Here is a 19,025-nt window from a genome sequence, read left to right on the forward strand (position 1 = left end):
CTCAGGCGCCGAGCAGGCGGCCCGCCAGGTAGCCCTCGATCTGGTCCAGCGACACGCGCTCCTGCTTCATCGAGTCACGCTCGCGGACCGTCACCGCGTTGTCGTCCAGCGTGTCGAAGTCGACCGTCACGCAGTACGGCGTACCGATCTCGTCCTGGCGACGGTAGCGGCGGCCGATCGCACCGGCGTCGTCGAACTCGATGTTCCAGTTCTGGCGGAGCGCCTGCGCGAGGCCCTTGGCCTTCGGGGACAGCTCGGGGTTGCGGGAGAGCGGCAGCACGGCCACCTTCACCGGCGCCAGACGGTGGTCCAGGCGCAGCACCGTGCGCTTCTCCATCTTGCCCTTGGCGTTCGGCGCCTCGTCCTCGACGTACGCGTCGAGCAGGAACGCCAGCATCGCGCGGCCGACACCGGCCGCCGGCTCGATGACGTACGGCGTCCAGCGCTCGCCGGCCTCCTGGTCGAAGTAGGAGAGGTCCTGGCCGGAGGCCTTGGAGTGCGCGCCGAGGTCGTAGTCGGTGCGGTTGGCGACACCCTCCAGCTCGCCCCACTCGTTGCCGCCGAACTGGAAGCGGTACTCGATGTCAGCGGTGCGCTTGGAGTAGTGGGAGAGCTTCTCCTTCGGGTGCTCGTACCACCGCATGTTCTCCTCGCGCAGGCCCAGGCCGGTGTACCAGTTCCAGCGCTGCTCCATCCAGTACTCCTGCCACTTCTCGTCCTCGCCCGGCTTGACGAAGAACTCCATCTCCATCTGCTCGAACTCGCGGGTGCGGAAGATGAAGTTGCCGGGCGTGATCTCGTTGCGGAAGGACTTGCCCATCTGCGCGATGCCGAACGGCGGCTTGCGACGCGAAGTGGTCTGCACCTGGGCGAAGTTGGTGAAGATGCCCTGGGCGGTCTCCGGGCGCAGGTAGGCGATGGAGCCGCTGTCCTGGGTCGGGCCGAGGTGGGTGGAGAGCAGACCCGAGAACTGCTTGGGTTCGGTGAACTGGCCCTTGTTGCCGCAGTTCGGGCAGTTGATGTCGGCGAGGCCGTTCTCCGGGAGGTGGCCCTTCTTCGCCTCGTAGGCCTCCTCGAGGTGGTCCGCGCGGAACCGCTTGTGGCAGGAGGTGCACTCGGTGAGCGGGTCCGTGAAAGTGGCGACGTGGCCGGAGGCGACCCAGACCTCGGGGGCCAGGATCACGGACGAGTCGATACCGACCACGTCCTCGCGCGACGTCACCATGTAGCGCCACCACTGGCGCTTCAGGTTCTCCTTGAGCTCGACACCCAGCGGCCCGTAGTCCCAGGCGGCGCGCTGGCCGCCGTAGATCTCACTGCAGGGGAATACGAAGCCACGGCGCTTGCTCAGGCTGACGATGGTGTCGATCTTGTCGGCGGCCACGGTGCTCTCTTCATTACGACGACGGGCGACGAAGCGAGGCGCTTCACAGCGAATGCTTCAGGGTACCGGCGGGGGCTGGCCCTCAACCAAATCGGTTGCCCTCTGTGGACAGCCGCTCACGTTTGTTGACAATGGTTTCCATATTTGCTGAAAATGAGTGTCATGAACGTACGACGACACCACATATCCGGGGTTGCCATCGCCGCCGTGACCGCCCTCGGTCTCGGCACGCTGTCCGCCTGCTCCTCGGACAGCGCGGCCGCCGGCAACACGGAGAAGTTCGACGTGGTCGCGTCGTTCTACCCGATGGCCTTCCTCGCCGAGCAGATAGGCGGCGACCATGTGAAGGTCACCAGTCTGACCCAGCCCGGCCAGGAACCGCACGACCTGGAGGTCAGCGCGCAGCAGCGGGCGCAGATAGAGGAGTCCGACGCGGCGCTGTACCTCAAGGGTCTCCAGCCGGCCGTCGACGAGGCCGTGACGCAGTCCGGCGCCAAGACGAAGATCGACGCCGCCGCCCTGACCAAGCTGGAGGACCACGGCAGCCTCGAGGACAGCCACGAGCACGAGGGCGAGGAGGCACACTCCGAAGAGGAGGAGGAGCACGCCCTCGACCCGCACGTCTGGCTCGACCCGGTGAAGTACGCCGAGATCGCCGAGGGCGTCGGCGCGGCCTTCGAGAAGGCGGACCCGGATCACGCGGCCGACTACAAGAAGAACACCGCCGCCCTGGTCAAGAAGCTCGACGGCCTCGACACGCAGTTCGAGGACGGTCTGAAGAACACCACGACCAAGGTCTTCTTCACCAATCACGCCGCCTTCGGTTATCTCGCCGAGCGCTACGGCCTGACCATGGAGGCCATCTCCGGCCTCGACCCGGAGAGCGAGCCCAGCCCGGCCCGGATCAAGGAACTCCAGCAGGAGGCCAAGGCCGACGGCGTGACCACCGTGTTCTACGAGACACTGGTGTCCGACAAGACCGCGAAGACCCTCGCCGACGACGCCGGCCTGAAGACGGACGTGCTCGATCCGCTGGAGGGCATCACCGACAAGTCCAAGGGCGACGACTACTTCGGGGTCATGGAGGCCAACCTCGCGGCCCTGAAGACCGCCCTGGGAGCCAAATGACCAACCCCACGGAGGACGGCATGACCGAGCCCGTCATTTCGCTGCGCGGCGTCCGCGCCGAGCTGGGCTCGCGCCCCGTCCTGCGCGGCATCGACCTCACCGTGCACCGCGGTGAGGTCGTCGCGCTGCTCGGCGCCAACGGCTCCGGCAAGTCGACGGCCGTGCGCAGCGTCATCGGCCAGGTGCCGGTCAGCGCCGGCGAGATCGAGCTGTTCGGCACCCCGCGGGCACGGTTCCGCGACTGGGCGCGGGTCGGGTACGTTCCGCAGCGCACGACGGCCGCGGGCGGCGTCCCGGCCACGGTGACGGAGATCGTCTCGTCCGGCCGCCTGTCCCGCACCCGCTTCGGCGTCTTCCGCAAGGCCGACCGCACGGCCGTACGCCGTGCCCTGGAGCTCGTCGGCATGGCCGACCGTGCCAAGGACTCAGTGGACGCCCTCTCCGGCGGCCAGCACCAGCGGGTGCTCATCGCCCGCGCCCTGGCCTCCGACCCTGAACTGCTGATCATGGACGAGCCGATGGCGGGCGTGGACCTGGCCAGCCAGGAGGTGCTCGCGCACACGCTCCGGGAACAGGTCGCGGCGGGCGCGACGGTCCTCCTCGTCCTGCACGAACTCGGCCCGCTGGAGCCCTTGATCGACCGGGCGGTCGTCCTGCGCGACGGCTGCGTGCTGCACGACGGCCCGCCCCCGAAGGCCGTCGGCCAGCACGCGCTGCCCGGCCACGACCACGTACACCCGCACGCGGCTCACGACGCCGAACCGATCCGGACGGGACTGCTGAGCTGATGGACTTCCTGAACTACGACTTCATGCAGCGGGCGCTGCTCGCCGCGGTCCTGGTCGGCATCACGGCACCCGCCGTGGGCATCTATCTGGTCCAGCGCCGCCAGGCCCTGATGGGCGACGGAATCGGCCACGTCGCGATGACCGGCGTCGGCCTGGGCTTCCTGCTCTCCTGGTCCCCGGTGTGGATGGCGACGCTGGTCTCCGTCCTCGGCGCGGTCCTGATGGAGCTGATCCGCTGGTACGGCCGCACCCGTGGCGACATCGCCCTCGCGATGCTCTTCTACGGCGGTATGGCCGGCGGCGTGATGTTCATCAACCTCGCGCCGACGGGCTCGAACGCGAACCTGACGTCGTACCTGTTCGGCTCGCTCTCGACAGTGAGCGAGTCGGACGTGACGGCGATCGTCCTGCTCGCCGCCTTCGTGGTGTTGGTCACCCTCGGTCTGCGCCGCCAGCTCTTCGCGGTGAGCCAGGACGAGGAGTTCGCGAGGGTCACCGGGCTTCCGGTGCGCGCCCTCAACCTGCTGACGGCGATCACGGCGGCGGTGACCGTGACCGTCGCCATGCGGGTGGTCGGCCTGCTGCTGGTCAGCGCGCTGATGGTCGTCCCCGTGGCGGCGGCCCAGCAGTTGAGCCGCAGCTTCGCGGCGACGTTCGCGATCGCCGTCGGCATCGGCGTCACGGTGACGATCGGCGGCACGGTCACGTCCTACTACCAGGACGTCCCGCCCGGCGCGACCATCGTGCTGCTGACCATCGGCGCGTTCATCGCGCTGACGGCTTTGGCGGCCCCGCTGGCCCGCCGCAGAGCCCGTGCCATGGCCGCGGCGGAGCCCGCCGGCGACCCGGCGGAGTGCGCGATTCCGGCCAGCAGGGAGTCCGACGGAAAGGTCGGCGTCTGACCGCTGTGGGTCCGGGCTGGCACAATGGCCCGGCAAGTGCAGACGTGAGGAGGCAACGGTGACGACCGCTGGACCGCCCGTGAAGGGCCGCGCAACCCGGCAGCGGGCAGCCGTGGCAGCGGCCCTCGACGAGGTCGACGAGTTCCGCAGCGCGCAGGATCTCCACGACATGCTCAAGCACAAGGGCGACTCGGTCGGCCTGACCACGGTCTACCGCACCCTCCAGTCCCTCGCCGACGCCGGCGAGGTCGACGTCCTGCGCACCTCCGACGGCGAGTCGGTCTACCGCCGCTGCTCGACCGGCGAACACCACCACCACCTCGTCTGCCGCGTCTGCGGCAAGGCGGTGGAGGTCGAGGGCCCGGCGGTGGAGAAATGGGCGGACGCGATCGCAGCGGAGCACGGGTTCGTGAACGTGGCGCACACGGTGGAGATCTTCGGTACGTGCGCGGATTGCGCCGCAGGTTGAGCCGTTGAACAGTGCGGGTCCGCGGGGGTGACCGTCCCCTGGGGGCTGCGCCCCCAGACCCCCGCTTCGGCCCTGAAGGGGCCTCGTCCTCAAACGCCGGACGGGCTGAAATACACGGGCCGGCGTCCAGAGGTGGCGGCCCCAAAAATCAGCGCCGCCAGCAAAATCCAGCCCCTCCGGCGTTTGAGGAGCGGGGTCTGGGGCGGAGCCCCAGAAGGACGGGACGGGTAGGGGCGGCGGGGGCGAAAACCCTCTCGCGCGCCCCAGCGCACCGTCAGTCCTCCGTCCGGCCCTCCATCGCCAGCAGCTCCTCGTTCGGGATCGCCCCACCGAACCGCCGATCCCGCGAGGCGAACTCCACGCACGCCCGCCACAGATCACGCCGGTCGAAGTCCGGCCACAGCACGTCCTGGAAGACCATCTCGGCGTAAGCGCTCTGCCAGAGAAGGTAGTTGGAGGTGCGCTGCTCGCCGCTCGGGCGCAGGAACAGGTCCACGTCCGGCATGTCCGGGTAGTACATGTACTTGGCGAAGGTCTTCTCGTTGACCTTGGACGGGTCCAGCCGCCCCGCCTTCACATCCTCCGCGAGCGCCTGCGCCGCGTCCGCGATCTCGGCCCGCCCGCCGTAGTTCATGCAGAAGTACAAGGTCAGCTTGTCATTGCCCTTGGTCTGCTCCTGCGCGACCTGAAGCTCCTTGGCGACCGACTTCCACAGCTTCGGCATCCGCCCGACCCACCGCACCCGGATCCCCAGCTCGTCGAGCTGATCACGGGTCTTGCGGATGAAGTCGCGGTTGAAGTTCATCAGGAAGCGCACCTCGTCCGGCGACCGCTTCCAGTTCTCGGTGGAGAAGGCGTACAGCGAGATCGCCCCGACGCCCATCTCGACGGCGCCCTGCAGAACGTCCAGCACCCGCTCGGCACCGACCTTGTGCCCCTCGGTACGCGGCAGCCCCCGCTCCTTCGCCCAGCGGCCGTTCCCGTCCATGACGATCGCCACATGCTTCGGAACCAGCTCGCCGGGGAGCTTCGGCGCGCGGGCACCGGACGGGTGCGGCTCCGGCGCCTTGTACTCGCGTCGCCGGCGCCCCAGGATCCCGCTTACCACCATGTGCTTCTCGTCTCCTCTTCCGGCTAACTTCTCTTCCGGCTTACTTCTCTACGTAACGAAGCGAACGCAGCCCGCGTTCGAGATGCCAGTGCAGATACGCCGACACCAACCCGCTGCCCTCGCGGACGTACCGCGACTCACAGGCGTCCGCGGTCTCCCAGTCTCCCGTGAGCAACGCACCCAGCAGTTCCAGCGTCTGCGGCGACGGAACGACGCTACCGGGCACCCGGCAGTCGACACAGACCGAGCCCCCGGAGGCGACCGAGAAGAAGCGGTTCGGTCCGGGCATACCGCACTTCGCACAGTCGCTGAAGGTCGGGGCGTAGCCGTTGACGGCGAGCGACCGCAGCAGGAACGCGTCGAGAACAAGGTGCGGGGCGTGCTCACCGCGCGCGAGCGTCCGCAGCGCCCCCACCAGCAGCAGGTACTGCTGCACCGCGGGCTCGCCCTCGTGATCCGTGAACCGCTCCGCCGTCTCCAGCATGGCCGTCCCGGCGGTGTACCGCGCGTAGTCCGTCACGATCCCACCGCCGTACGGCGCGATCGTCTCGCTCTGCGTGCACAGCGGCAGCCCCCGCCCGATCAGCTCGCTCCCCCGCGCGAAGAACTGCACGTCGACATGGGAGAAGGGTTCGAGCCGGGCACCGAACTTGGACTTCGTACGCCGCACACCCCGGGCCACGGCCCGTACCCGCCCGTGACCGCGCGTGAGCAGGGTGATGATCCGGTCCGCCTCACCCAGCTTCTGGGTGCGCAGCACGATGCCGTCGTCGCGGAACAGACTCATGGGCTCATTCTCGCGTACGGCAGGGGTCAGCGGGTGCGGTCGGGGTGGCTTATGGCGTCCCAGGGGGCCATGTTCCATGGGCTGGCGCGGTTCGCCGGGTCCAGAAGGGCCTGTAGATGGGCGTCGGCCACCGACTGCGACGCCGGCAGGCCGGAGGAGTCCTCCCCGCCGCGCAGTCCGTCCCGCCACACCTGCCGCCCGAGCAGATAGTGATCGGCGTACTCGCTCCACGAGCCGTACGTCCCCACCACCCTCGGCACGATGTTCTTCAGCGCGGTCCAGGCGTCGGACTCGTCGATCAGCCCGCAGGCGAAGCCACGGCGGGCGATGTCCACGTACAAGGCGGCGTCCCAGGCGAGCGGCGCGACGCCGGTGAGGCGGTACGCCCGTGCCCGGTACCCGCTGCGGGACAGCCCGTCGAGCCGGCCGACAAGCTGCTCACGCGTGGTGATCTCCCACTGCTCGGCCAACCAGCGCCGGGCCCCGTCCCCGTCGATCCGCGCGAACGGGTACAGCGTGGTGCGCGAGACGCCCCGGTCCCTGCTCACCGGCGCGCTCAGCGACACCATCCACAACTGGTGCATGGTGAGCGGCACGGGGTAGCGGCGGGACGCCTTGGCCCCTCTTCTCCTCCATCTCCACAGACCCATGCCGCCGCACCCTATGCGCCCGTCCCTACGTCAAGGAACCTCACCCCGGCTGCGTGCGTTGGCGTACGCGGTCGCCGCGCGGAGCCGCTCGGCGGGGGTGGCGTTGCGTACGGCCCCCGGGGCGGCGTCCCACTCCTTCCCGCCCCCGTACGGTCTCAGCTGTACATACGGCCCCTCATGCCCCATCACGATGCCGATCCGACCCGAACGGGTGTCGACGACGTACGAGCCGATCGGCGGCTTCATCGCAGAACCGCCGTGAGCCGCTGCACCGTCTCGACGGAACATCGACCCAATTCCACGAGCGGGCAAGGGGCTTCACGCGCGAGACTCGCCGGGTCGAGCCGGAGTGTCGGGAGCGTAATTCCTGCCTTTTCCAGCACCGCCCGCAATTCCTTCACTGCTTCCTCCGCTTCTTCGACGCAGCGCGCCGAGTGTCGTGCCGTCACTGAACTCCCCTCCTATTCGGGTTTCACTCTTTGCACTTCCATGGTGACCTGCGACGCCTACACTCGGCAGGAGTCTGTGCTCTACAAGTACGGGGCAGTACAAGGGGGTTGGCCATGGCCAACGATTCGCGGTTGGCGGCATGGGAGTTCTTCGGAAGCGAGCTGAAGCGACGCCGGGAGAACGCGGGGATGACTCAAGTGGAACTGGGGTCACGAGTCTTCGTATCCGGTGGCTATATCGGCCAATTCGAACAGGCGATTCGTAAGCCTCAGCTTGATGTCGCGCAGCGCATTGACGAGGTCCTGCAAACCGACGGTTTTTTCGAGCGGACGTGGCGGCAGCTCATCAACGACAAGCGGTACGCGGATTACTTCGCGGCGGTCGTGGAGCTGGAGCGGCTGGCGACGAAGATCTGTGAGTTCGCGCCCACGGTGGTGCCGGGGCTGTTGCAGACGGCTGCGTACGCCCAGGCGGTCACCTTGGCGGCCAACCCCTTCGTCACCGACGGGTACGTCGAGGAGAAGGTTACGGCCCGCCTGGAACGGGCGGACATCCTCAAGGACGCTACAAGGCCGGAGTATTGGGCGATCCTGCACGAGAACGTGCTGCGCACCCCGGTAGGCGGTCTGGAGGCGATGGCCGAGCAGCTGGAGCACATCGCGCAGCTGATGCGCGAGCGCACGGTGTGGGTGACGGTGCTCCCGTACGCGGCTGGAGCGCACGCGTCGATGGGCGGGTCCCTGAAGCTCATGGAGTTCGAGGATGCCCCGCCGGTCGCCTATACAGAGACGGAGTATTCGGGGACGCTCATCGACGATCCGGCCATGGTGAAGCGCACCCAGCGCACATACGATCTACTCAGGGGCACCGCACTGTCGCCGTCGGCGTCCCTGGCCCTGATCGAGTCGGCGGCTGAGGACTACAGACGATGCGCGAGTACGACCTGAGCAACGCCAGCTGGTTCAAGAGCAGTTACAGCAACGGGCAGGGCGGCGACTGCGTCGAGGTAGCCGACGGAGTCCCCGGCGTGATCCCCGTCCGAGACACCAAACTCGCCTCGGACAGCCCCGTACTCCTCATCCCCGCCCCCGCCTGGAGCGGTTTCCTCACGCTCCTGAAGTGACCGTCGGCTGCGGCTCGGGGCCCGTCTGGCGCTCCGATTCCGCCCACAGCTTGGCGAACTGGGTGACGCGGTCCTCGATGTGGTCCGGCTCGGCGCTCAGCCAGGTCCCGTCCGGGTTGGACTCCTGGTCCGGCTTGGTCTCGTAGCAGAGTTCGCCGTCGAAGACGATGAAGTCGTCCACCCTGGGGTTGGACTCCATCAGCGACCGCACCGCTATGCGCGCGTCGATGCCACGCCTGCGCTGCCTCTCGCAGAGCGCTCTGAGCTCCGGCGTGACCTCGGCCTCGTCCCGCACGACGAACAGGCGCCGGATCTCCACGCCCCGCCTCTTGATCGCCTTCTCCTGCGCGGCGAGATACCGCTCGGCGGACCCGCTGTTCCAGAAGGCCCGGTCCACCGAGGTGCTGGTGGCGTCGAGGGTCATCTTGACGCAGTCGGTGATGTCGATCAGCCACTCGTTGTTCTCGCCGGGGCAGTCCGCGCTGCCGCTGCCGAGCCCTTCCATCGTCTTGGCGAGGCGGCCCAGTTCCTTCTCCGCGAAGGCCTGCACGATGTCGCCGCCCCGCTCGCGGACCTTGGTGTACCCGAGGACCAGCCGGGTCACCTCGTCGGAGCGCAGCACGGAACCGTCGACCTGGCTGAACAGCGTCGTCGCGGCGAGGATCTCGTTGAAGCGGGTGTCGACCTTCTCGAACCGCTCGCCGAAGTCGATCAGGAACTGCACGATCAGCGCCGCGCTGCCGATGACGATGGACGCCGTCCACTGCCAGATGTTCCCGTCGTTCTCGCTCAGCAGGCTGGTCAGCAGGAAGGTGCCGCCCGCCGCCCCGGCGGTGAACAGGATCCGCCAGAACATCTTGGGCATGCGTGGCTCCTGGCTCGGTGCCTGTCCTCCGTTACTGCCTGTTCCTAAGGGCGCTCCGCTCATTTCTTCTCCCCCGTCTGTATGTGGTTCGGGTTCCGTCCCTCAGCCCGCGCTGAGCGCCTGCTGCGGCGTCGCCACGGCCTGGAGGGCCAGTCGGTCTCTGATGCGCCGGCTCAGGTTCTCCCACTGTCGGGAGAACCCCGGCTTCTGTTCCAGTACGTCCCACAGATGACCCAGCGCGGGGTCCACATGCGCCCGCGGCATCCACAGGTGCAGCAGATGAACCACGACCGGTTGCAGCGCCTCCACGACCGAAGGCCCGTCCGCCGTGCCGAGACGGCTGTTGTCAAGCATGTGCTGAACGGTCGTCAAAAGCCAGTCGTGCAAGGCGAGATCCTCGCAAATGCCCGCTGCGGATGCGGCTGGGATGTGCTCCGGCAGCCGTAGCTCCATGGTCCGCAGTCCGCCCTCGGCCACGATGAAGCTCACCAGGGACGCCCGCTCGCCCTCCGGTTCGCGCCGGGCCACCCAACGCAGCCTCGTGGGGCTGGACTTGAACGGCACGCGGCGGTCGAGGAGAGCGTGGCGGCGGAGTTGCGCCAGCAGGCCCTCGGCGATCATCCCCAGGTCGAGTTCGCCGCGCCCCGCCCCACGCAACACGCCCTCTGCGGCGGCCTGTTGGGGCAGCTTGCCGAACGGTTCGACCAGGCCGGGGCGTACCAGGTACTGGCCCCAGGGGCGCCGGATGTCGGGCCCGGCGGCCGGGAGGCTGAAGTACGCGGTCGACTGCAGGAGACGGCCCTCGGTCAGCGCCGCGCGGGCGGCCACCGTACCGACGGCCCGGACCTTGCTGCCGTTGGAGGTGGGCAGCCGGCAGTCCACGCCGGTCAGGATCTCCGGGGAGAGGGCGTACATCGTGGGCCGTTCGGAGATCCGCACGTTGACGTCGGCACGGAGCCTGAGCAACTGGGCGGCGGCCCGGCGATCCAGTGCCTGGAAGGACGGGAGCAGACAGGTGCGTACCTCGCCGCAGGCGAGGACCGAGCGTGCGGGCTGTCCGGGGGCCGCCGTCATCTCAGGTCTCCTCGGCCTCGGAGGAGTCGCCGGGCTCCTCGTAGAAGACGTAGGTGGCGCGTTGCGCGACCGCCGCCGGCACCGGAATCCCCTCGGCGGCGGACCGCTCCTCGACCTGCTTCAGGGCCCCGGCGTCGACGTCTATCTGATCCAGGATGAGCCGTACGGCGTCCTCGACGGCGAGGAAGCGGTTCGGCATGAGCGTGCAGGTGCGGTACGCGCTGAACGGCACCTTGGTGTCGGTGAGCCTGAGCAGGGGGTCGAGCCGGTCCCAGTCGTGCGGGAAGTCCTCGCCCTGCCACTCCTTCGGCACCAGCACGGGCTCACCGAGGTGCCGTAGGAGCCCGAGGCGGGCCAGTTGCCATACGGCGGCCAGGAACGGGCAGGACCACAGCCGCCGTCCGTCCTTCTCGGACCACAGCTCGACGTCCATGAAGACCGAGTGGTTGCGGGCCGCGGTCTCCTGGGGCGGCTCCCAGCCCTTGGCCTTGCTCAGGGCGGGACCGGGCATCGTGGGGGTGCGCTGGCCGTTGGCGAGCCAGCCGGTCTGGCTGACGGGCGGGCGGGAGCCGTAGCTGCCGGGCGGCGGTGACTCGACGAGACGGTGCATGACCGATTCCGCGAGGTCGATGCGGTCGGCGACCGCGCAGGCCGACTCACGGGCGAGGTAGTCGATGACCAGCCCCGCCTTCTCGGCCTCCTTCAGCACCATGGGGATGAGTTCGGCCGGGGTGGAGAAGCGGGTGAAGTAGTCGTCGATGAGGAAGCAGGTGCTGATGCGCGGGCGCTTGCTGCGGCGGGCCATCGACGCCCGTACGGCGTCCACCCAGATCCGTACCTCGGCGAAGTGCTCGCCGAGGCGCTTGGGGCCCGCCTCGAAGTCCTCCATGTAGAGGTGGCCCAGCTCCAGCGAGAGGTGCGCCAGCGGCACGGACTGGGTGCGCAGCTCCGCGGTGGTCTCCTGGAACACGGCTTCGGTCACGCCTGCTCCCAGTACTTGTCGTCGGTCAGGCGTCCGGCGAGCTGGTTCAGCGCCTGCCAGGTCGCCTCGTTGGCGATCTGGCTGTCGAGCACGTCCTCGTCGGTGATGAGCTGCTCACGCCATTGCAGGACCGGTTCGAGAGGTACGGAGCCGAGGACCTGGCTGTAGCCGATGCCGTGGTTGGAGGCGAGCTGCTTGAGGTCGCCGTCGGTCTTGCGCATCCATGCCGACTGGGTGGGCGAGACCTGGGACCACAGCGGGGACTCGGGGTCGGGTACGGCGGCCCGTACGAAGCGGATGGAGTTGCGCAGTTCCTCCTCGTCGTGGCCCCGGTCGACTCCGCCAGCGAGGATGCCGCGCTTGCCGAAGACCAGGCTGGCGGCGGCGCCCACATGCTGGCGGGTCCAGCGGTGGAAGACCAGCCAGCGGGCCGTGACCTCGCTCATCTCGGGTTGTGCGGTGGCCTCCAGGACCATGTCGACGGCGTAGGAGCGGCCGGCGCTGAGGTCGATGACGACCAGGTCGAACTCGTAGTAGAGCGTCATCAGCAGGTCGACGCACCGGCGCAGGTTCTCCTCGCCGGTGGCGAACTCGCCGCCGCTGACGTCGCCGGGCATCAGCACGAGGCGGCCGCAGCCGGGCGGCGGGAAGCGCAGTACCTGGTGCTCGGTCTCGGACCAGACGTCGATCCGGGCCGGTTCGCTCACCTCGCCTATGAGATAGGCGTGCAGGCCGCGGTCCTCGGTGTCCTGGCGGGCGTCGACCACGTCGAAGACGGCCGCCGCGGTGGGCGAGCCGAAGTCGAAGTCCAGGTAGCAGACGTCGTCCCCGGCCAGCGCGCGGTGGTAGGCGAGGTTGGCGCTGGTCACGGAGCGGCCCGTGCCTCCCTTGTCGGAGGCGGCGAAGATCAGCACGGTTCACACTCCCCGGTCCGCGGCTTCGCGGGCCCGGGCGAGCGCGTCGAGCTGTCCCAGCACCTCCAGCGTCAACGCGTAGGCCGTGCCCGGCTGTTCGTCCACGAGGGTGCGGGCTCGGCGCAACTTGACCTCGATGTTCCTGAGCTGCATCCCGTGCCGGCCGTCGTCCTTGGGCGCGGGTTCCATCTGTTCGTTGCCCAGCAGGTGGGCCGACTCACTGAGCAACGCCCTGGAGAGCTCGGTGAGTTCGAGGCTGCGGATCGGTGGCTGCTGGTACATCTGGTGAGCCTGCACCATGACCTCGGTGACCCGCTCGGTGATGCTCCAGGACACCGGTACGCGCCGCTTGTGGATCTCCGCCTCGGGATAAGCCGCGTGGATGTTGTCCCACAGGCCGACGCCCTCGCCGTCCCGGATGCGGCGCTTCCACATGTGGTCGAAGATGCCCTCGGCGAGCCTGAGCAGCCGGTCGTGCGAGGCGAGGTTGCGCGACAGCGTGCACAGCTGGACGGTTCGTTTCAGCAGCTGCGCCGAGAAGTCGGTCATGGACCACGTCATCGGCGGGCCGACCCGCTCGCTGCCCTGCAACGGCAGGGCGACGCCCACGTTGTGCAGCTCGTGGACCATGGGGTCCTCGCGGGTCATCCGGCTGGTGATGCGGCCGCGCTCGGCGAGACGCTCCACGACGGCGACGGTACGGGTCAGGTCGTCGTCGGTGGCCCGGCGCCGCATCAGGTCGTGGACGAGGATGGCGGCGACGGAGAGGGAGAAGTACGCGGACTCCAGCTTCTGGCCCGTCGTACGCCAGGGAATGTCCTCCAGGGGCCAGCGGTCGGCGTCGAAGCGGGCGATGCCGGACCAGTACTGCTGGGTCAGCTCCCAGCGCAGTCGGAGCGCCTCGGCGAGCTTCTGCTGTTCGGTGTTGAGCAGGCCGAGGGTGAGGGTGCGGTCGGAGAACAGGTCCTGGATACCGTCGAGGGCGACCACGGTGAAGTACAGATACGGCACCGCGTTGGCGACGCCCTCGGGCTGCGGTCCGATGGGTTCGCTGGTCTCGACCTCGGGGGCGTCCTTCACCATGCTCCACGCCCAGCCGCACTCGAAGAGCTGGTTCTCGTCCTTGAGGCCTTCCTGGACGTCGATACCGAGGAAGACGCTCTCGTTGATCGCCGCGCGCAGCGAACGGAAGCGGTTCTGGAACTTGTTGAGCACCTGGCGCTGCGACAGCCGTCCCTGACCGAGGAGTTCGCAGAGCGTGGCGCCCTGCGAGGAGTCGGTGTCGAAGACGTTGACGGTGAAGGAGCGCAGCAGGCTCACCATGGCGGCGGTGAGCCGGATGCTGGTGTCCTGGCGCAGCTCGGCGATCGTCTCCTTGATGTCGCTGCGCCGGGTCCTGGTCTCGTAGACCTTGAGGAAGCCGAGCGTGGCGAGGCACAGGGTGACCGACATGGAGAACGAGTCGACGACGCCGAGTTGGCGCTGCTCCTCGGTGAGCGGCTTGGTCTTGTCGGCGGAGCCGAAGTAGTAACCCCCGGCGAAGGTGGGCCTCTTGTCCTCACCGGTGTGCGCCCGCATGAAGTCGGCCGCGGCCGTGACGAGGCTGGCCGGGACCTCCAGGCGTCCGCCGGCCCGCTTCAGGGCCTGCTGGACGTCCTCCTGCGTGGTGTCCGGGTCGTCCAGCCGGAACGCCGGGATCTCGGTGGCGGGGTACAGCAGGCAGAGCAACCGCTCCGCGTCCGCGACACTGCTCTCCTTGCCCCAGTCGCCCCATTGCCACCCTCCCGCGTCGAAAGAGTGGCGGGCGATTGCCTGCCAGATGTCCAGCAGATGCTGGCGTGGCTTGATCTGCATCCCATGCCCCTCACACAGGCCGCACTGCCATTACCTGAGGAATAACCCTCTTCTGTTGTGAAGATTCACCATGACGATTCTTCGATCAGTGGTTCTGTCAGCGGTTCGTTCAGTGGATCGGGTCTTCGGATCGGACAACGGATCCGTCAGCGGATCGGAATGTCCGCGTCCGAATTCCGGCGCCAGCCGTAGGCGACGATCATTCCCGAATATCCGTCGCGTACCTCGGCCTCGGATTCGAGCCGTTGCACCTTGAAGTCACGCGCGAATGCCTCAAGGCTCGCACGCACCTCGGATTCTCCCACGTCACAGGCCGGGAAGAAATGTTCGCCCGCGTGATAGCCCCTCGAATGTTCCATGAAGGCGGCGGCGAAGGGGGCACCGGGGGCCAGGGCGCGCAGAAACCGCTCGACACCGAGCGCGAACTCGTCGTGGTCGGTGGTCATCGATTCCGCGACGAAGAACATGGTCCCCATGGACCACCGGCCCGCGTACCGCGCCAGGCCGAAGAGGTCACCCTCCTCGACATGGACGACCTTGCGGAACCTCTCGCGCGGGTCCGCGCCCAGGGAGCCGTAGGCCTCGTGCTCGCACAGGGCGCCCCAGAACTGGTCCCAGTTCGTGTCATAGGCGTCGACCTGGCTCTCCAGGTACTTGACGTTGGCGGGCGAGCGTTCGAAGAGGGTGATCTCCTCGCACCACGGCATCATGGCCAGTGCGGGATAGAGATTGGCTCCGGCACCTACGTCGATACCGGAAACCGGACCGCCACCCTGCTTCCGGAAATGATCGACGAAATGATCCCGGATCAGGTGCAGGATCTCAGCGTCCTCCGCCTGTAAGACACTGTAGTTGTGCTGCACGTAGGCGATCGGGTCGAACTCGGCCCAGTGCACCTGCGCGTTCAGCTGGGCGTCCCCCGACGATCTCTGGGTCATTCACTCACGGTACCAAAAGAAGGCGCACTGGGAGCGCGTCGAGGCATAGCCAAGTCACGGCCTTGAACCGCCGGATTGGCCCTGCTCAAGATGGGCGGATCTCCAACCGAGCGCCTGAAACGGCGGGCAACGGGTGCTCACCCGCACGGGTGACTCCATTCCATCCCATAGGGGGCAGTTGATGGCCGTGCCGGAGGAACGTTTCCCTGTTCTGGGTCACCGCACTGACCAGGCGTTCTTCGCCGACAGCAGCGATCGGCCGCTGACGATGCGGGGTGTCACCGAGGCGGACCTGCCCGAACTCCTCCGCGTGGACAGAGAGGTCTTCCCCGAGGACCCCTACCCGTACTTCGTGCTCCGCCAGCATCTCGACGTGCACGGCGACCGCATCCTGGTCCTCGACGACGGCGAGTGCCTGCACGGCTACGTCCTCTTCGTCACCACCTCGGACGGCTATGTGTGCTGGGTCCTGAGCCTGGCCGTCAGCGCCGACCAGCGCGGCCGGGGGCTCGGCAAGCGGCTGATGCTGGAGGTGCTGCGGCAGTTGCGCCGGGAGCGGGTCCGCGAGGTGCGGCTCACTGTCGAGCCGACGAACGCCGCGGCGATCATGCTGTACCGGTCGCTGGGGTTCGCCGCCGAGGGCGGGGTGTTCCGGGACTATCTGGGGCCCGGGGAGGACCGGCTGATCATGGTGCTGGGACTGGGCATGGGGCCGGGGCGGGGGTAAACCCCACCCTGCTGACCCCACCGGGTAAACCCCAGTGAACATAGGGGAGTTACCAGGATGTGACGCTCCGTCAAGGTCGGTCAGGCTGCTGTGCATGAAGCAGATCACGAAGAGTGCCGCCCTGATCGCCGCCGCCTCCGCAGTCGTCTTCGGAGTCGTCACCCCGCTCACCGCGTCCGCGACCGACACGGCGGCGCCGCTGAAGCCGAAGTGGAAGAAGTGCGCGGGCGAGGGGCTCGATCCGCGGCAGGAGTGCGCCACCCTCTCCGTACCGATGGACTACGCCGACCCAGGCGGCCGGAAGATCGACATCGCCGTCTCCCGCATCCCCAGCGAGAAGCCGTCCGCCCGGCGCGGCGCGCTGCTGCTGATCGCCGGCGGGCCCGGCGGTGACAGCCTCGGCGACCCCTCGGGCAAAGGGCAGAAGCTGCCGCAGTCGGTGCGGGACGCCTACGACCTCATCGGGTTCGCGCCGCGCGGCAACGCCCCCTCGACGTCGGTGAACTGCGAGGTCGGGCACGAGGACCTCGCCCGCACGAGCCTGCTCCCCTGGCCCGCCCCCGACGGCTCCGTCACCGCGAACATGGCCACGGCCCGACGCATCTCCGACGCCTGCGCCCGCAACGGCGGCGAGCTGATGAAGCACATCAGCACCCTCAACAACGCCCGCGACATCGACAGCATCCGGGCCGCGCTCGGCGAGCGGAAACTGTCGGCGTGGGGCGTCTCGTACGGTACGTACGTCGGCTCCGCCTACGCCGAGCTGTTCCCGCACCGCACCGATCGCATCGTGCTGGACAGCAGCGACAACGCCGACCCCGTGCGGGCCGAGCGCACCTGGCTCCAGGCGTTCGAGGTGGGCGTCGAGGACAACTTCCCCGAGTTCGCCAAGTGGGCGTCCACGCCGGGCAATCCGTACCGGCTCGCCGACACGGCGGCCGAGGTAAGGCCGCTCTTCCTGCGCCTCGCCGCCCGCCTGGACCGCGAGCCGATCCTGTGGCCCGGCGCCAACCCGGAGGAGCTGAACGGCAACGTCCTGCGCCAGACCATGCTGGACAGCTTCTACGACCCCGACGACTACCCGGTGCTGGCCGAGCTGATCCTGGCCGCGCAGAAGGGCACGGTGCCGGCGGCTCCGCCCGCCCCGCCGGAGTCGGCCCTGCAGAACTACACCGCCGTCGGCGCCGCCACCATCTGCAACGACGCCGCCTGGCCGAGGTCGGCCGCGGTGTACGAGAAGGGCGTCGCCGAGAGCCGGGCCAAGTACCCGCTGACCGCGGGCATGCCGAGGAACGCGATGGTGTGTGCCGCGTGGCCTTGGCTGCCGAAGGAGGCGCCGCTGCGGGTGACGGATCGGGGGCCGTCCAATGTGCTGCTCGTGCAGAACGAGCGGGATGTGGCCACGCCGTTGAGCGGGGCGGTGAAGCTCCGCGAGGATTTCGGGAGGCGGGCCGTCATGGTCACCGTTGACGCCACTGGTCATGACTCGTATCTGGACAACGGCAACGCTTGTGGGGACGCGGTGGTTTCACGGTTCCTCGCGACTGGGAAGCGGCCCCGCGCGGACCTGTACTGCGAGTGAGTGGTTCATTGGATTTGGCGCGATGGGTTGCGGGTTGTCTGCTGCGCCGTTGTGGCTGGTCGCGCAGTTCCCCGCGCCCCTAGGGGCACATCCTGTACCGGCGTGACAAAGTGCGGAACGCCTCCTTCGGTTCCCAATGCCACTCCGAACTGGGGTCGTCGGGGTGGTCCTTGATGGTCTTGGTGATGCTGTAGCTCGCCAGGTCCAGGTCGTAGCGCGGGTTGTCGGTGCGGTGGGGAGCGTCGGGGGTGACGAACTCGAAGGCCATTGCCGCGTACAGGTTCATCGACTCGAAGACGTCCAGGAGATCTGCCAGGTAGGCGGCCTGTGTGTGCTCGCTGCGCACCAGGTCGCCCTTGATCTCCGGTGGGTTCTTGTCGTAGTCGACGATGTACCAACCCATGCCGCCGGATTCGGGGGCACCGACGTACGCGCACGTGCCGAACTCGGTGATGGCCAGCGGCTTGCCCCAGCGCAGGTAGCGCTTCAACTCCCGGACATAGTCGGCTGGTTGACGGTGGTAGGAGTAGTAGTCGATGCCGACCACGTCGAAGAGGGTCCAGTCCACCGGCTCGAAGTCCTCGTCCTGGGCGGCGGCGTAGCTCAGGCGGCCGTGGAAGACGGAGCGGCCGACCGCCGCCGCCTTCGCGGTGAAGCGGGCCAGGCGGCGTTGCATCTTCGCCATGTCGACCGTGCCCTTCTGGAGGTTGGCGACGCGGTCGAGGACCGTCTCCCCCGGCACGATTCCGGGCACGAACAGCCAGAACTCGCAGCCCACGCTGAAGTCGACGCTCGCGCCCTGCCGGCGCAGCCGTTCCGCGAACCGGCCGCACTCGGCGATGCTCTCCAGGATCTCCCGCTCCGGCACGTCGCCGAGGGTCGGCTGGAGCCACACGTGCAGCCCGCGCTCGGCGGCTTCGGCGGCCGTGGCGGTGAGGCGCTCGACGCCGTCGCCGGTGACGTCGAGGGTGTCGGCGTGCAGGTCGTCGCGGATGACCCGGACGTCCCGGCGCATCCTGGCCGCGCTCCACGCGGTTCCGGGCGTCTCCCCCGCGCCGACGGTGTAGACGACACCCCGGTGTTTCAGTCCCCTGTGCCGTCGGCCTTGTCCACTCGTTCCGGTCGCCGCGGCCGGTCCGGCGGGCAGCACCGCCCCCGTCAGTCCGACGGCCGCCGCCCCCGCCAGAAACCGTGCCCGGCTGATCCCGTTGGTCTTCTCCATACGGCCACTGTGGCGAGCGCGCGCCCGCCGCGCCGTCGGCCGATGGTCTACGGCGTCGCAACCAAGGGATGAGAC

The 19,025-nt window shown here is 68.5% G+C and carries 20 protein-coding genes; 8 read left to right on the forward strand and 12 right to left on the reverse strand.

Features of this window, described 5'->3' with window-relative positions; genetic code table 11:
- Window position 1: 1 nt before the first annotated feature.
- On the reverse strand, window positions 2-1,384 hold the full coding sequence (locus ABD932_RS10955) for a glycine--tRNA ligase (RefSeq protein WP_345011188.1): 1,383 nt from the start codon (window positions 1,382-1,384) through the stop codon (window positions 2-4).
- Window positions 1,385-1,546: 162 nt separating this feature from the next.
- Between ABD932_RS10955 and ABD932_RS10960 the strand changes: the two genes are divergently transcribed.
- The 4 genes from ABD932_RS10960 to ABD932_RS10975 are packed head-to-tail and all read left to right on the forward strand — an operon-like array spanning window position 1,547 to window position 4,671.
- Entirely contained in the window at window positions 1,547-2,512 is a 966-nt protein-coding gene (locus ABD932_RS10960) for a metal ABC transporter substrate-binding protein (RefSeq protein WP_345011190.1), read from the forward strand.
- Window positions 2,509-3,300 carry a metal ABC transporter ATP-binding protein gene (locus ABD932_RS10965; protein WP_345011192.1) on the forward strand — a complete coding sequence of 264 codons (792 nt, stop codon included), beginning with the start codon at window positions 2,509-2,511 and terminating at the stop codon, window positions 3,298-3,300. The genes ABD932_RS10960 and ABD932_RS10965 overlap by 4 nt, the downstream gene beginning before the upstream one ends.
- On the forward strand, window positions 3,300-4,202 hold the full coding sequence (locus ABD932_RS10970) for a metal ABC transporter permease (RefSeq protein ID WP_250093159.1): 903 nt from the start codon (window positions 3,300-3,302) through the stop codon (window positions 4,200-4,202). Before ABD932_RS10965 ends, ABD932_RS10970 begins: the two co-directional genes overlap by 1 nt.
- A gap of 58 nt (window positions 4,203-4,260) precedes the next feature.
- Window positions 4,261-4,671, forward strand: a complete 411-nt coding sequence (locus tag ABD932_RS10975) for a Fur family transcriptional regulator (protein ID WP_345011195.1) — start codon at window positions 4,261-4,263, stop codon at window positions 4,669-4,671.
- A 274-nt stretch (window positions 4,672-4,945) separates the two neighbouring features.
- Here the strand turns inward: ABD932_RS10975 and ABD932_RS10980 are convergent, their stop codons facing one another.
- Genes ABD932_RS10980 through ABD932_RS10995 form a run of 4 tightly spaced genes read right to left on the reverse strand, consistent with a single transcriptional unit; the run spans window position 4,946 to window position 7,465 of the window.
- Window positions 4,946-5,782: an isoprenyl transferase gene (locus ABD932_RS10980; protein WP_345011197.1), complete on the reverse strand. Its 837-nt coding sequence runs from the start codon at window positions 5,780-5,782 to the stop codon at window positions 4,946-4,948.
- A 40-nt stretch (window positions 5,783-5,822) separates the two neighbouring features.
- A complete protein-coding gene (recO, locus tag ABD932_RS10985; RefSeq protein ID WP_126392095.1) occupies window positions 5,823-6,569 on the reverse strand; it encodes a DNA repair protein RecO in 747 nt (248 codons plus the stop codon).
- A gap of 26 nt (window positions 6,570-6,595) precedes the next feature.
- The gene (locus ABD932_RS10990; protein ID WP_345011199.1) at window positions 6,596-7,219 is read right to left on the reverse strand and encodes a DUF1266 domain-containing protein; all 624 of its coding nucleotides are present in this window, start codon (window positions 7,217-7,219) and stop codon (window positions 6,596-6,598) included.
- 30 nt (window positions 7,220-7,249) lie between these two features.
- On the reverse strand, window positions 7,250-7,465 hold the full coding sequence (locus ABD932_RS10995; RefSeq protein WP_345011201.1) for a hypothetical protein: 216 nt from the start codon (window positions 7,463-7,465) through the stop codon (window positions 7,250-7,252).
- A gap of 317 nt (window positions 7,466-7,782) precedes the next feature.
- Here ABD932_RS10995 and ABD932_RS11005 point away from each other — a divergent pair, with 317 nt between their 5' ends.
- Window positions 7,783-8,616 (forward strand): helix-turn-helix domain-containing protein, encoded by an 834-nt coding sequence (locus tag ABD932_RS11005; protein ID WP_345011205.1) that lies wholly within the window; start codon window positions 7,783-7,785, stop codon window positions 8,614-8,616.
- Window positions 8,598-8,792 (forward strand): DUF397 domain-containing protein, encoded by a 195-nt coding sequence (locus ABD932_RS11010; RefSeq protein WP_345011207.1) that lies wholly within the window; start codon window positions 8,598-8,600, stop codon window positions 8,790-8,792. The genes ABD932_RS11005 and ABD932_RS11010 overlap by 19 nt, the downstream gene beginning before the upstream one ends.
- On the opposite strand, the gene ABD932_RS11015 is transcribed toward ABD932_RS11010, so the two are convergent.
- From ABD932_RS11015 to ABD932_RS11040, 6 genes are all read right to left on the reverse strand, one after another.
- Window positions 8,776-9,657: a DUF6879 family protein gene (locus ABD932_RS11015; protein ID WP_345011209.1), complete on the reverse strand. Its 882-nt coding sequence runs from the start codon at window positions 9,655-9,657 to the stop codon at window positions 8,776-8,778. The genes ABD932_RS11010 and ABD932_RS11015 overlap by 17 nt on opposite strands.
- 102 nt (window positions 9,658-9,759) lie before the next feature.
- A complete protein-coding gene (locus tag ABD932_RS11020; RefSeq protein WP_345011211.1) occupies window positions 9,760-10,731 on the reverse strand; it encodes an SCO2521 family protein in 972 nt (323 codons plus the stop codon).
- Window position 10,732: 1 nt separating this feature from the next.
- Window positions 10,733-11,713, reverse strand: a complete 981-nt coding sequence (locus ABD932_RS11025) for an SCO2522 family protein (protein WP_345011213.1) — start codon at window positions 11,711-11,713, stop codon at window positions 10,733-10,735.
- Window positions 11,710-12,627: an SCO2523 family variant P-loop protein gene (locus ABD932_RS11030; RefSeq protein ID WP_126392104.1), complete on the reverse strand. Its 918-nt coding sequence runs from the start codon at window positions 12,625-12,627 to the stop codon at window positions 11,710-11,712. Before ABD932_RS11030 ends, ABD932_RS11025 begins: the two co-directional genes overlap by 4 nt.
- Before the next feature lie 3 nt (window positions 12,628-12,630).
- The gene (locus tag ABD932_RS11035; protein WP_345011215.1) at window positions 12,631-14,481 is read right to left on the reverse strand and encodes an SCO2524 family protein; all 1,851 of its coding nucleotides are present in this window, start codon (window positions 14,479-14,481) and stop codon (window positions 12,631-12,633) included.
- Between the two features lie 146 nt (window positions 14,482-14,627).
- The gene (locus tag ABD932_RS11040; RefSeq protein ID WP_345011217.1) at window positions 14,628-15,419 is read right to left on the reverse strand and encodes an SCO2525 family SAM-dependent methyltransferase; all 792 of its coding nucleotides are present in this window, start codon (window positions 15,417-15,419) and stop codon (window positions 14,628-14,630) included.
- Window positions 15,420-15,600: 181 nt separating this feature from the next.
- On the opposite strand from ABD932_RS11040, the gene ABD932_RS11045 reads away from it, so the two are divergent.
- Both ABD932_RS11045 and ABD932_RS11050 read left to right on the forward strand, forming a co-directional pair.
- Window positions 15,601-16,146, forward strand: a complete 546-nt coding sequence (locus ABD932_RS11045; RefSeq protein ID WP_345011219.1) for a GNAT family N-acetyltransferase — start codon at window positions 15,601-15,603, stop codon at window positions 16,144-16,146.
- Window positions 16,147-16,240: 94 nt separating this feature from the next.
- On the forward strand, window positions 16,241-17,728 hold the full coding sequence (locus tag ABD932_RS11050; RefSeq protein ID WP_345011221.1) for an alpha/beta hydrolase: 1,488 nt from the start codon (window positions 16,241-16,243) through the stop codon (window positions 17,726-17,728).
- Between the two features lie 79 nt (window positions 17,729-17,807).
- On the opposite strand, the gene ABD932_RS11055 is transcribed toward ABD932_RS11050, so the two are convergent.
- On the reverse strand, window positions 17,808-18,950 hold the full coding sequence (locus ABD932_RS11055; RefSeq protein WP_345011223.1) for a glycoside hydrolase family 113 protein: 1,143 nt from the start codon (window positions 18,948-18,950) through the stop codon (window positions 17,808-17,810).
- Window positions 18,951-19,025: the final 75 nt, after the last annotated feature.

It is taken from the genome of Streptomyces shaanxiensis (genome assembly GCF_039537145.1).
Lineage (GTDB): Bacteria > Actinomycetota > Actinomycetes > Streptomycetales > Streptomycetaceae > Streptomyces > Streptomyces shaanxiensis.

Coding starts and splice junctions, on each gene's coding strand:
- ABD932_RS10960 (WP_345011190.1), top strand. CDS start 1,547: ATGAACGTACGACGACACCACATATCCGGGGTTGCCATCGCCGCCGTG.
- ABD932_RS10965 (WP_345011192.1), top strand. CDS start 2,509: ATGACCAACCCCACGGAGGACGGCATGACCGAGCCCGTCATTTCGCTG.
- ABD932_RS10970 (WP_250093159.1), top strand. CDS start 3,300: ATGGACTTCCTGAACTACGACTTCATGCAGCGGGCGCTGCTCGCCGCG.
- ABD932_RS10980 (WP_345011197.1), bottom strand. CDS start 5,782: ATGGTGGTAAGCGGGATCCTGGGGCGCCGGCGACGCGAGTACAAGGCG.
- recO (WP_126392095.1), bottom strand. CDS start 6,569: ATGAGTCTGTTCCGCGACGACGGCATCGTGCTGCGCACCCAGAAGCTG.
- ABD932_RS10990 (WP_345011199.1), bottom strand. CDS start 7,219: ATGGGTCTGTGGAGATGGAGGAGAAGAGGGGCCAAGGCGTCCCGCCGC.
- ABD932_RS10995 (WP_345011201.1), bottom strand. CDS start 7,465: ATGAAGCCGCCGATCGGCTCGTACGTCGTCGACACCCGTTCGGGTCGG.
- ABD932_RS11005 (WP_345011205.1), top strand. CDS start 7,783: ATGGCCAACGATTCGCGGTTGGCGGCATGGGAGTTCTTCGGAAGCGAG.
- ABD932_RS11010 (WP_345011207.1), top strand. CDS start 8,598: ATGCGCGAGTACGACCTGAGCAACGCCAGCTGGTTCAAGAGCAGTTAC.
- ABD932_RS11015 (WP_345011209.1), bottom strand. CDS start 9,657: ATGCCCAAGATGTTCTGGCGGATCCTGTTCACCGCCGGGGCGGCGGGC.
- ABD932_RS11020 (WP_345011211.1), bottom strand. CDS start 10,731: ATGACGGCGGCCCCCGGACAGCCCGCACGCTCGGTCCTCGCCTGCGGC.
- ABD932_RS11035 (WP_345011215.1), bottom strand. CDS start 14,481: ATGCAGATCAAGCCACGCCAGCATCTGCTGGACATCTGGCAGGCAATC.
- ABD932_RS11040 (WP_345011217.1), bottom strand. CDS start 15,419: ATGACCCAGAGATCGTCGGGGGACGCCCAGCTGAACGCGCAGGTGCAC.
- ABD932_RS11045 (WP_345011219.1), top strand. CDS start 15,601: ATGGCCGTGCCGGAGGAACGTTTCCCTGTTCTGGGTCACCGCACTGAC.
- ABD932_RS11050 (WP_345011221.1), top strand. CDS start 16,241: ATGAAGCAGATCACGAAGAGTGCCGCCCTGATCGCCGCCGCCTCCGCA.
- ABD932_RS11055 (WP_345011223.1), bottom strand. CDS start 18,950: ATGGAGAAGACCAACGGGATCAGCCGGGCACGGTTTCTGGCGGGGGCG.